This is a genomic window from Faecalibacter rhinopitheci, assembly GCF_015234135.1.
Lineage (GTDB): Bacteria > Bacteroidota > Bacteroidia > Flavobacteriales > Weeksellaceae > Empedobacter > Empedobacter rhinopitheci.
In genome coordinates this window covers 128488-141158 of record NZ_JADGIK010000006.1, presented here as the reverse complement: position 1 = coordinate 141158, position 12671 = coordinate 128488, and the positions used below count along the sequence as shown (strand labels likewise).

General features: G+C 30.7%; 12 protein-coding genes. 6 read left to right on the top strand and 6 right to left on the bottom strand.

Features of this window, described 5'->3' with window-relative positions:
* Entirely contained in the window at positions 1-2397 is a 2397-nt protein-coding gene (locus IM532_RS10025; protein WP_194183321.1) for a GumC family protein, read from the top strand.
* Positions 2398-2453: 56 nt separating this feature from the next.
* Here IM532_RS10025 and IM532_RS10020 read toward each other — a convergent pair whose 3' ends face one another.
* The gene (locus IM532_RS10020; protein WP_194183320.1) at positions 2454-3227 is read right to left on the bottom strand and encodes a TrmH family RNA methyltransferase; all 774 of its coding nucleotides are present in this window, start codon (positions 3225-3227) and stop codon (positions 2454-2456) included.
* Between the two features lie 198 nt (positions 3228-3425).
* On the opposite strand from IM532_RS10020, the gene IM532_RS10015 reads away from it, so the two are divergent.
* From IM532_RS10015 to IM532_RS10005, 3 genes are all read left to right on the top strand, one after another.
* Complete coding sequence (locus tag IM532_RS10015) at positions 3426-4715, top strand: peptidase U32 family protein (RefSeq protein WP_194183319.1); 1290 nt, start codon at positions 3426-3428, stop codon at positions 4713-4715.
* Between the two features lie 12 nt (positions 4716-4727).
* Entirely contained in the window at positions 4728-4958 is a 231-nt protein-coding gene (locus IM532_RS10010; protein WP_194183318.1) for a ferredoxin, read from the top strand.
* Between the two features lie 93 nt (positions 4959-5051).
* Positions 5052-5609: a 5-formyltetrahydrofolate cyclo-ligase gene (locus IM532_RS10005; protein WP_194183317.1), complete on the top strand. Its 558-nt coding sequence runs from the start codon at positions 5052-5054 to the stop codon at positions 5607-5609.
* Here IM532_RS10005 and IM532_RS10000 read toward each other — a convergent pair.
* Together IM532_RS10000 and IM532_RS09995 are read right to left on the bottom strand one after the other, a co-directional pair.
* Complete coding sequence (locus IM532_RS10000; RefSeq protein ID WP_194183316.1) at positions 5573-6181, bottom strand: hypothetical protein; 609 nt, start codon at positions 6179-6181, stop codon at positions 5573-5575. The two genes, IM532_RS10005 and IM532_RS10000, sit on opposite strands and share 37 nt — an antisense overlap.
* Positions 6165-7244, bottom strand: coding sequence for a hypothetical protein (locus IM532_RS09995; protein ID WP_194183315.1), 1080 nt, complete (start codon positions 7242-7244; stop codon positions 6165-6167). Before IM532_RS09995 ends, IM532_RS10000 begins: the two co-directional genes overlap by 17 nt.
* Before the next feature lie 285 nt (positions 7245-7529).
* Here IM532_RS09995 and IM532_RS09990 point away from each other — a divergent pair, with 285 nt between their 5' ends.
* Positions 7530-7766 (top strand): hypothetical protein, encoded by a 237-nt coding sequence (locus IM532_RS09990; RefSeq protein ID WP_194183314.1) that lies wholly within the window; start codon positions 7530-7532, stop codon positions 7764-7766.
* A gap of 29 nt (positions 7767-7795) precedes the next feature.
* The gene (locus tag IM532_RS09985; RefSeq protein WP_194183313.1) at positions 7796-8014 is read left to right on the top strand and encodes a hypothetical protein; all 219 of its coding nucleotides are present in this window, start codon (positions 7796-7798) and stop codon (positions 8012-8014) included.
* Between the two features lie 67 nt (positions 8015-8081).
* On the opposite strand, the gene IM532_RS09980 is transcribed toward IM532_RS09985, so the two are convergent.
* The 3 genes from IM532_RS09980 to IM532_RS09970 all read right to left on the bottom strand — a co-directional run bounded on the left by IM532_RS09980 (position 8082) and on the right by IM532_RS09970 (position 12642).
* Positions 8082-9131, bottom strand: coding sequence for an NAD(P)-dependent alcohol dehydrogenase (locus tag IM532_RS09980; protein ID WP_194183312.1), 1050 nt, complete (start codon positions 9129-9131; stop codon positions 8082-8084).
* Positions 9132-9194: 63 nt separating this feature from the next.
* Positions 9195-11309: a prolyl oligopeptidase family serine peptidase gene (locus IM532_RS09975; protein ID WP_194183311.1), complete on the bottom strand. Its 2115-nt coding sequence runs from the start codon at positions 11307-11309 to the stop codon at positions 9195-9197.
* 7 nt (positions 11310-11316) lie between these two features.
* Positions 11317-12642, bottom strand: a complete 1326-nt coding sequence (locus tag IM532_RS09970) for a hydroxymethylglutaryl-CoA synthase family protein (RefSeq protein WP_194183310.1) — start codon at positions 12640-12642, stop codon at positions 11317-11319.
* Positions 12643-12671 lie beyond the last annotated feature (29 nt).

Genomic DNA, 12671 nt, shown 5'->3' with positions numbered 1-12671 from the left:
ATGGAAAATAATAAAGAAATTGATTTCGGAATAAATTCGAATGAATCATTCAATATTCGAGAAATCATTTTTCCATACATTAAATATTGGTATTTATTTGCGATTGGATTACTAATAACAATTGGATGTGCGCATACGTATCTAAAATATGCGATTAGAACATATGCTGCTTCTGCAAAGGTTTTAGTAAATGACAAGAGCACTAAAAATATTGAATTAGCTGCGTTAGATAATAATATCCTTAAGCGAGATGTAGATGCGGATTTATCCGATTTAATAGAAATTATAAAATCTAGGAGAATCATCTCCAAAGTTGTAGATCATCATAACCTTAATATTTCTTACACTCGTATTGGACGAATTAAAGAAATTGAAGTTTTTGGAAAAGAATCTCCGATAGAGGTTAAGTTTATAAACCCTGCAACATCTAACAGCGATAAATTATATGGACAGTATCACATCCGTATAAATTCCCCTACACAATACACTCTTTCTGATGCCTTAAAGGGAGAAGAAAAAACTTATAATTTTGGACAAAAGATAAACCACCCAGAAGGTGATTTTATTCTTTTACCTAATCCTTCTAAAGATCTAAAATATGAAATAGGGTCAGAATTTCTTATTCGCTTCTCTCCTTTTATATCAGTTGTAAATTCATATAAGAATAAAATTCAGATTTCAGGTTCTAGTGATGGATCACGTATTCTTAACCTTTCTCTTGTAGATAACGTTCCTCATCGCGCTGTCCTTTTTATTGATGAATTAGTAAATGAATTTAATAATGATTTAAAAACAGACGATGCTAAAATTACACAAGCAACATCTAAATTTATTAATGAGAGATTAGGGATTGTAACAGCAGAGTTACAAGGTGTAGACCGTAGTTTAGAAAGTTATAAAGTTTCTAATAAAATTACTAATTTAGATTCAGAAGCAGGATTATTCTTAAATAATGCATCTGATACTGACAAAAAGATTTTAGACTACAACACACAGCTTTCTTTAGTAGATTTCATGAATAATGCCTTACAAAGTAATCGTGATAATCTATTGCCTACGAATATAGGACTTACTGATGCTACCATTACAAGTAGTATTGCCCAATACAATAATTTAATTCTTTCTAAAGAAGAGAAATTAAAAAATGTTACTGAACATCATGATGATGTAAAAACAATCCAAAAGCAGATAAACGATGTAAAAAATAATTTAAAATATAGTTTTAAATTATACAGAAACAATATTCAAACTTCTGTAGGATCATTACAATCTAAACAATCAGAATTAAATAATAGAATTTCTAAAATTCCTACACAAGAACGTGTTTTTAAGGATATATCTCGTCAACAACAAATTGTAGAGGCATTATACCTATTCCTTTTACAAAAAAGAGAGGAATCTGAAATAAAAGCTGCATCTACTCCTGAGCATATAAAAATTGTAGATAGTGCTTACGGCAATAAAACGCCTGTATCTCCAAATTCAAAAATGATTTATATGGCAGCATTCGCTCTAGGATTAGCAATTCCGTTTGGATTTATTTTCTTACGCCAATTATTAAATAATAAAATCCACAACAAAGAAGATCTGGAAAAATTGGTTGGTGCACCTATTGCTGGTCAAATTCCAAATACTAAAGTTAAACTAATCGAAAATAATGATACCTCAGTAACTGCGGAATCTTTCCGTATGCTGAGAACTAATATCAATTTCTTTATTAATAAAAATAAGAAGGAAGGAAATGTTATTTTCGTTACATCCTCTATATCTGGAGAAGGAAAAACTTTTATAGCAACAAATTTAAGCCAAATATTTACCTTTACTAAAGAACGCGTTTTATTGATTGGAGCTGACATCCGAAATCCTAAAATTTTAGAATATTTAGATCTAGAAGGTGTTACAAAAAAATCTTTAGGATTAACTAATTTCTTAGCTGATAACGAAGTACAGTTTAATGATATTATTATTAATCAACCTAATAATTTTAATTTCGACTTTATAAATGCTGGGGCAATTCCACCTAATCCTGCGGAATTATTAATGAATGGTCGTTTTTCAGAAATGATTGCTAACGCAAAGCAACATTATGATTATATCATCGTAGATACTGCGCCTGTAAATCTAGTTACAGACACCGTACTAATTGCTGATAATGCTGATTTAACTTTATATATCTCTCGTGCAAATTATACTGATAAAAATGTGATGGAAATTCCTAAACAGATGTATACTGAAAATATTTTAAATAACATGAAGTTAATCATTAACGATGTTGATGCACAACGCGGATATGGATATCGCTACGGGTATGGATATGGGTACGGATATGGATATGGGTATAATTCTAATAAAGAATTACCTTGGTATAAGAAGTTATTAAAAAGAATTAAAAAATAAACTTAAAAAAAAGCCTTCAATATAATTGAAGGCTTTTTTAATATATTTCATTCTGATTAACTTCTCTGTCTTACTGCTTCGTATACACATATTGCTGCAGCATTACTTACATTTAAAGAATCCACAAATCCAAGCATTGGAATCTTAATTAAAGCAGCTGAGTTATCTGCCCAAAAGTCTGATAAACCTGTTGCTTCTGTTCCTAAAATAATCGCTGAACTAGAGGTGAAATCTGCTTCATATAAACTAATTGTTTCATCACGTAGGAAAGTAGAAACAACTTGAATATTTCTGCCTTGTAGATAAGCTAAAACATCTTCTTTTGATGCAGATGCAATTTGATTTGTAAATAAAGTTCCTACTGATGAGCGAATCACATTTGGATTAAAGAAGTCCACAGTTTCATCACAAACTATTACAGCATCTACTTTTGCTCCATCACCAGTACGCAAAACTGCACCAAGATTTCCTGGTTTTTCTACAGCTTCTAAAACAACAACTAATGCATTTTCTGGTAGATTTAATTCTGTTAAATCCGATGATTTTGTTTTATACACACCGATAATTCCACCAGTAGATTTACGATAAGCTAATTTTTCAAAAATCTGTTTTGATATTTCGAAACGTCTAGGATTACCAAACTTAATATTCGCATCGTAAATTTCCTCACAAATATAAATTTCAACAGCCTCGTAACCACCATTTATTGCTAATTGATTTTCTTGAGTTCCCTCAACAATAAACAACCCTTGATTTTTACGTTCCCTTGATTTCTCTTGCAATTTCAGCAAGTTTTTTATTTTTGGATTCTGAAGACTTTCTATTTGCATAATGCAAAATTAAGATAAAATTTCTTCGCAAATCATATAATATCTCATCTAGTTATTATTCCTTAATATTTAAAACAATCACTCATAATTGGTTAAAACTTTATAAACCTTAGATTTAAATTAACATTCTCAATTTTAATTCATTATATAATTCCTTCATTTTTTTATACCTTTGCACCTTAAAATCAGAATTTTCGTATGACCAAAGATGGAAAAATAGAATTGATGGCTCCCGCTGGGAACTTCGAATCATTACAGGCTGCATTAGACAACGGGGCTGATTCTGTATACTTCGGTGTTGATCAGTTGAATATGCGTGCGAGAGCATCAATCAACTTTACAATGGATGATTTACCAGAAATCGTTAGACGTTGTGAAGAAAAAGGTGTGCGTTCTTACCTTACATTAAATACAATTATATACGATCACGATTTATCTTTAATCAAAACATTATTAGATCAAGCAAAACAAGCTAACATTACAGCTGTTATTGCTATGGATCAATCTGTTATTGCTTATGCGAGACAAATCGGGATGGAAGTTCATATCTCAACTCAAATTAACGTTACTAATATTGAAACTGTAAAATTCTACGCGATGTTTGCAGATACAATGGTATTGTCTCGTGAGTTAAGCTTGAAACAAGTTAAAAAGATTGCAGAACAGATTGAAAAAGAAGAAGTACGTGGACCAAGTGGAAATTTAGTAGAAATTGAAATTTTCGGACATGGTGCATTATGTATGGCTGTATCAGGTAAATGTTACCTAAGCTTACACTCTCACAATTCTTCTGCAAATCGTGGTGCTTGTAAACAGAATTGTCGTAAAAAATATACTGTTATCGACCAGGAAACAGGTTTCGAAATCGAATTAGATAACGAATATATGATGTCGCCTAAGGATCTTTGTACTATGGAATTCTTAGATCAGGTAACAGATGCTGGAATTAAAGTATTAAAAATTGAAGGTCGTGGACGTTCTCCTGAATATGTTGCAACAGTTATTCGTTGTTACCGCGAGGCAATCGACGCTTTGGCTGATGGTACATTCTCTCAAGAGAAAATCGATTACTGGATGGGATTATTACAAACAGTATATAATCGTGGTTTCTGGTCTGGATATTATTTAGGGCAAAAATTAGGAGAATGGTCTGCAGTTCCAGGTTCTATGGCAACACAGAAAAAAGTTTATATAGGTAAAGGAGTTCACTTTTTCCCTAAAGCTAATATTGGTCAATTCGTTATTGATGCGTATGATTTAAAAGTTGGTGATCTAATCTTAGTTACTGGTCCTACAACTGGTGCAAAAGAAATGATTGTAACTGAGATGATGGTTGAAGATGTAAAATCTGAGATTGCAACAAAAGGTGATAGTATTACAATTCCGATGGAATTTAGAATTCGTCCTTCAGATAAATTATATAAATTAGTTAAAGAAGAGCCAATTGGAGCGAAAGATAATGTAGAAGAAGAAACATATTCTCATTAATAATTTACATAAATGGTAATTATAACGCTACAACGCGACAAATGTATTGGTTGTAACTATTGTTACGAATTAGCACCAGAACGTTTCCGTATGTCTAAAAAAGATGGGAAATCTGTGCTTTTAAAATCAACAGATAAAAAGGGGTTTCATACTTTAAAAGATCCTGATCATAGTATTGCTGATAATTGCGATCGTGCTGCGAAAGCTTGTCCTGTAAATATTATATCCGTAAAAGAGATTTAATACATTTCAATATAAAAATTAAAAGTCATCAAGCAATTGATGACTTTTTTTATTCTAATATTTAAAATAAATTAGAGCTTTAATCCCATACCAATGCTAAAATCTGATGCTAGAAAATATTACAGAAATCTAAGAAAACAATTTTCTAAAGATGAGGTTGCAAAAATGAGTAATCAAATTTTCGAAAAAATAAAACAATTCAATTTTTCTGAAGATCAAACTTTTCATATTTTTTTACCGATAGATAAAAATAATGAAATTATTACTTATCCTATTATTCAATGGTTACAGGAAAATGGAAAAACTATTGTATTACCTTTAGTTATTGAAAATGATATGATAAACTGTAAGGTAGAACCAGGATTTACAACTCGACTAAGTCCGCTACAAATTCCTGAACCTACAGATTATATGGAAATTACTTCTGATAAAATAGATGTGGTATTTGTACCAATGTTTGTAACAGATAGACAAGGAAACCGAGTAGGCTATGGGGGTGGTTATTACGATAAATTTTTAGCCAGATGTAGACCAGAAACAAAAAAAATAGGCCTAACATATTTTAGACCTATTGATAGTATTGATGATGCCTATAAAGGCGATATTGCATTGGATTATCTTATAACTCCTGAAGAAATGGTATCATTCTGAATCGAATCATTTATATAATTCAACGTTTTGAAATAAAATTTAAATTCTCTTTTAAATTTGATTGGCTCCTGCTTTAGTACAAAGACTGAAGTTCTATTTACTGTCTCTACAAGTTTCTTATTTTTATTAAATAAATTCAACGTATAATCAGCTCTTTTAATAGTATCTGGTGTCAAACTATCATTAGGAATGATATTAAATTTTGCAATAGAAGCAAAATGCACATTTTTTCGTTTTAATTGTACTAATAATGTATCTACTTCATCCAATTGATTGATGGAGAAAAAACTTCTTAATTGTGCAACTAAGTGTTCTTGGAGTACGCTATCATTATTACTAGAAGCTAATGCTGAAAGTTCGTAAAACTCTTTTAATTTCTTTTTGGAAATATAATTTACAGCTTCGATAGAATCCATCTTTGTATTCAAAGTCGAAGCATCATTTTTATATCCTTTGATTACTTCTGGATTGTAATCTCCATCATAAGTCGTATCATTTTTACAAGAATTAATGAGGCAAATCGATAAAATAATGCACAAGCATAGGTTTATCATTTTAATTATCTTCTTCATCTTGCTGAATTTTGAATTTTAGTTTAACGATTTTACCATTTTTACTTTCCGACTCAATTAAGTTATAATTCTTAAGCGAAGTAGTCGGTAAAGAGACTAGATTTATGTACTGTTGTTTAGTTAAAATTTCTACACCAAAATAATCATTATCATACACCTGATAAATTAAAGCATTATCATCTATCATCTGATTTAGTTTTGAAATACGCTGCTTTAAATCCTTTGCAGAATTTGAATAATAATAAAGCATAACTTTATAATCATCTGGCTCTAAAATGATTTTTTCTGGTTCTCTATATTGATGTAAATTAACTCTAAAAGTATCTAATTTATGATAAGGCGTAGAAACAACCATCTTTATAGTATCACTCTTTGATTCAAAGTCTATACATCCCGTTTTAGAAGTTAAATAAAGTGGGGTAAATCCTTGTCTTAAAATAGTTACCTCAACCGAATTTTTAACTAGTGTTTGGCGATCAGAATCCACAAAACAAAATTGATAATTCTTGGTTTGGAAAAAAAACATATAAGCAGCAATAGCTGCCAACAGAACTAGACTTACAATGGATGTAATAAGAGCAATTTTTTTAGTAGAAGAGTTAATATCTTTTTTTGGAAATTCTTTAATATCATCGGATAAATTTCCTTGTATCTTTTCAGGAATAGCTTCAATAGAATCTTTTTGAAGTTGAGCAGTGTCAGTATCATCTTCTTCTGGCCTTGTAATAACAATAGGTTCTTTTATTTTCTCAACCTTACCAAAGACTTCTACTTCCTTCTCATTTAAAAAATGCGCCCAACTTTTGTATCCACAATATTGTGATAATAAATTAAGCATATCAATACGAGGCAATTTTTTAAAATCAGTTTTAAAATACGTATAAAACCATTTCTCGCTTACTGTAGATTTTGTCTTATTAAATAAATCTTCCTGAAAAACGGCAATTTCTTGTCCTTTCCAATGAGATATATCTGGTGATTGAGCAGAATTTTCTTCTAAAAATCGATTGCTAATTGATTTTTTCAGAATTTCAAAAATTTCTATGTCTGTAAATTTGCTCAATATAAATGGTTATTTATCTAGTTTATAGCTTTTTGTAAAATATTTTCCGATTTACAAAAGTTTTAAATTTAGTTATACAATTAAAACAAAAATAGTAATATTTCTAACAAAATCAAGGAAAATAGAGAAATGCCAGAAATTTGATTTTTGTAAAATAAGGTTAAAATAAATACAAAGCCATTACAAGTATTATACTTCATAAAACTACTGAACTACAATAACTTTGACTCATCAAATCAAACAAATGGTTTGTTATTAGTTTTAAAAAAATAAAAAATTATAATTATGAAAAAATTTGCATTATTAGCTATCGTTGCATTATCATTCTCAGTTATTTCTTGTAAAGAAGAAGCTAAAGTTGAAACTACTGAAACTTCTGTTGAAAATGTAGATACATTAACAACTGCAGAAACAACTACGGTTGTAGATACTGTAAACAATATAATTACTGATTCTACAGTAGTTACAGAAACTCCAGTACAAGTTGAAACTACTACAACTACTACTGAAACAACAAAATAATAAATACGTAAATATATAAGATTAGTCAAATGAAAAAATTCGCATTATTAGCTATCGCTGCATTATCATTCTCAGTTATTTCTTGTAAAGAAGAAACTAAAGTTGAAACTACTGAAACTGAAGTTACAGTTGATTCATTAAACGCTGAAGTTGATACAGTAATTACTGAAGTTCCTGAAACTGCAGCAGATTCTGTAGAAAATGTAACAGTAGATTCTGCTGCTACAACTACTGAAGAAGTTAAATAATTCTTATTCTTAAATATGAAGAAGCCACTCTAAGGAGTGGCTTTTTGTATTTATAGATTTTATATCTCTATCCTTCTTTTAGTGATTTAATATCAATCACAAATCGATACTTTACATCAGATTTCATCATACGTTCGTATGCTTGATTTATATTTTGGATATCAATTAATTCTACATCGGATACAATATTATGTTCTCCACAGAAATCTAACATTTCTTGTGTTTCTTTAATTCCACCAATTAATGATCCAGCTAAATTACGACGTTTCATAATTAATAAACCTCCGTGAATTGCATCTAATGGTTCTATTGCACCAACCATACACATTGTTTTATCCAATTTTAATAATTGTAAATAAGGATTAACATCGTGTTTTACCGGAATGGTATTCAATAAGAAATCAAATGTATTGCGGTGTTTTTGCATTTGCTCAGCATCTTTTGAGATTAAAACCTCATCTGCTCCTAGTTTCTTTGCATCTTCTCCTTTTGCTTCCGAAGTTGTAATCATTACAACATGAGCACCCATTGCTTTCGCAAATTTAACTCCCATATGTCCTAATCCACCAAGACCAACTATCCCAACTTTATCTCCAGCTTGTACGTTCCAATGACGTAATGGCGACCAAGTTGTAATACCAGCACATAATAATGGTGCTGCTGCTGCTGCATTGATATTTTCTGGAACACTTAATACGAATCCTTCTTCTACTACAATATTTTCTGAATAACCACCATATGTAATTCCACCATATTTAGAGTTCTTAGAATTATACGTTCCAGTTGAACCATTTTCACAATATTGTTCTAAACCTTCATCGCAAGGATGACAATGTTGACAAGATTCTACCAAACATCCTACTCCTACTAAATCTCCAACTTTAAATTTAGTTACTTCATTTCCTACTTCTTTTACACGTCCAATAATCTCATGTCCAGGAACCACAGGATAATTTGGCTTCCCCCAATCTCCTTTAACTGTATGAATATCACTATGACAAACTCCACAATAATTAATATCAATAAATACATCTTTTGGATGTAAATGACGACGTTCTATAGTATGTGGAACTAAAGGATCTACTTCATTAAAAGCAGCGTATGTTTTTGTATTCATTATTTTTTATTTCTATAAAATTAAAAAAATCCATCCGATTAATTCAGATGGATTAAGTTAATATTATTTCAATTTTTTAATTCCCATATTCCAAAGTGTGAAAGCATATTTATCTACAGTTTCGTTGATAATTACTTCTGTTGATCGTCCTGCTCCATGTCCCGCTTTTGTTTCAATACGTATCATTACAGGATTATCACATTCTTGTTTGGCTTGTAATTCTGCTGCAAATTTATAAGAATGTGCTGGAACAACGCGATCGTCATGATCTCCTGTTGTTACTAACGTTGCAGGATAACACAACCCTTCTTTTACATTGTGTACCGGTGAATAACCTTTTAAGTACTCAAACATTTCTTTCGAATCGTTTACTGTTCCATAATCATATCCCCAACCTGCACCTGCAGTAAATGTGTGGTAACGTAACATATCTAAAACTCCTACTGCTGGTAAAGCAACTTTTGCAATTTTAGGATTAATTGTCATTGTCGCTCCAACTAACAAACCTCCATTTGATCCACCAGATAAAGCAGTGAAATCAGGAGAAGTATATTTATTGTTTTGTAAATATTCAGCAGCAGCAATAAAGTCGTTGAATACGTTTAATTTATTGAACTGACGACCTCCATCGTGCCATTCTTTACCGTATTCTCCTCCTCCACGCAAATTAGCCACCGCATAGATTCCTCCATTTTCTAACCACGCTGCAGTAGTAGCACTAAATGAAGGTGTTAAAGAAATATTGAATCCTCCATATCCATAAATTATGGTAGGGTTTTTTGCATTTTTCTTTAATCCTTTTTTATACGTAATAATCATTGGTACTTTTGTCCCATCTTTAGACGTATAAAAAACTTGTTCAGAAATATAATCCTCCGAATTAAACTTTACATCTGGCTTAATGTAAACTTTAGAAGTTCCATTTTCAACACCTAATTTATAACTTGCAGATGGCGTAATGTAATTAGAAAATCCGAAATAAATTTCTTTATCTTCTTTCTTTCCTCCAAATCCAGAAGCAGTTCCTACACCTGGTAGTTCTATTTGACGAACTTTTGTCCCATCATATTTATATTGTTCAACAACAGAAATTGCATCTTTAATATATTTTGCGAAAATATATCCTCCTGCTGTTGATACAGATAATACATCCTTTGTTTCTGGAATTACAGTTTCCCATTTCGATTCGTCTGCAATATCTTGAATATTAGCTTTTACTAATTTATTATTTGGAGCATTTCTATTGGTAAGTAAATAGAATGTTGTTCCATCATTATCAATAATATTTGTACTTGAATCGAAATCTTTTAAAATAGGTTGAATTGTACTGTTTGAATCTGTTAAATCTTGATAATATAATTCATTTCCAGTTGTTGTATTGGCTGCCGAAAGAATTAAAAAATTTTCATCATCTGTTAAATAAGCTCCTACATAACGACGTGTAAGATCACCACCAAAAATTAGCTTATCTTTCTTCTGAGCTGTACCTAATTGATGGAAGTATACTTTGTGCTGATCTGTTTTCTGAGATAGCTCAGATCCTACTGGTTTATCGTATGATGAATAATAAAATCCTTCGTTTCCTTTCCAAGCAATTCCAGAAAACTTAATATCAACTAAAGTTTGTCCAACTACTGTCTTATCTTTTGTATTTAAAACAACTACTTTACGCCAATCTGATCCTCCTTCAGAGATAGAATAAGCTACGAGTGATCCGTCCTTAGAAAAGGAAACATCTGCTAACGAAGTTGATCCATCTTTAGAAAATTTATTAGGGTCTAAGAAAACTTCCTCTTTTCCATTATCTCCTAACTTGCGGTAAAGGACAGAATGCTGTTGTAAACCATCATTTTTATAATAATATGTAAAATCTCCCTCTTTAAATGGAGTAGAAATTTTCTCATAATTATAAATTTTAGTTAATGATTCTTTTAATTGAGCTCTTAATGGAATCTCATTTAGATAAGCATATGTTGTTTTATTTTGTTCAATAACCCATTTCTTGGTTTCTGAAGATAAATCATCTTCTAACCAACGGTAAGGATCTTTTACTTCTGCATCAAAGTATTTATCAATATGGTTTATTTTCTTTGTTTCAGGATAGCTTTTTTTAAAGCTCTGAGCATTTAATCCAGTCATTAATGCAAAATTAAATAATATTAAGGCCGATTTCTTCATTTACGAATTATGATTTGAATGTGTAATATCTTGCGCCTTCTAAATTAGTAATTTCTTTTTCAATTTTTTCTAATGCAAATCCTTTTCTAGGTGAAATTGGCTGTTTTACAGCTTTATTATGTAAATTTTCGTAGTCAGTAAAATTGATTTCTTTGCGTTGGTTTAGGTAATCAAATAAATTAATTTTTTCCATTACTTGTTTCCAATTCTTTCCTACAATTCCTTCAAAAACCTTCGATTTTGAACCTGATCCATAACCAATAAATCCAATTTTTTGTCCAGCCAAATCTTCGTTTTCTGTTGCGCTGACTTGTAATGCTGACAATAACGCAGTAAAAATAGATGCTGTGTACATATTCCCAATCTCAGAGGAAGCACGTTGTGTAGGTTCTAATTTATCTTTAACAAATTGTTTATACTCTTCTGATTTTGAAACTATTTTTAAATTTTCTACTGTATTTTCTTGCGAATTTTCTAACGCAAAAACTTCTGAAAACATTCGTTTTCCTTGAAAAGCATATGGTAAATGGAAAGCGATATAACGCCAATCTTCATATAATTTCGTTGTAATCTTATATTTTTCTTTGAAATTGAAATAAGCTTCTCGTACACGAGCTTTGTAACATTCGTTTGAATATTGACCATCAAAAATAGGTTCATCTGAAAAGATTTCAATTTCTTTTTTAGTAGTATTTAAAGTATCTAATAATGCAACCTCTGTAGAAGTTTGACGAGGTTTAAAGAAATCAAAAACTGATTCCATTCCAATACCCCATTTATTTTCGATGGCTACTAAATTTGGTTCATTAGAAATTAATATAGCAACTGCACCTGCACCTTGCGTATATTCTCCTGTAGATTCTAAGCCATATTTTGCATAATCTGAAGCGATTACAATCGCTTTTTGCTCAGGATTTACACGTACAAAATCAAGCGAATTATGTAAGGCATCCACTCCTCCAATACAAGCAAAAGTCATATCCACTACATCAATATGTTTAAAAATACGCTCTCCAAATTTTTCTGCTAAAACATTTTCTACTAATTGTACAGCGTAAGTCGCAGTAGGTTTAGCACCGTCCAAAGCACTTTCTGTTCCTAAGTAAATACGTCCGATGGTATTAGGATCAATAGAAAAATCTTGAAATAATTTTAACAAAGCTTCTGCAGCAATAGTAGCAGTATCTTCATCAGCATCTAAAATTGCCATTTTTTTAAGCCCTAATCCCAATTCAAGTTTATCAGCATCAATTTTTCTTTGATTTGCTAGTTCTCTTATTGGTAAATAAATATTTGGTATATATATAGATGCGGCTTCAATTCCTACTTTCATTATAATTTTTTTTAAGCTTTTCAAAATTA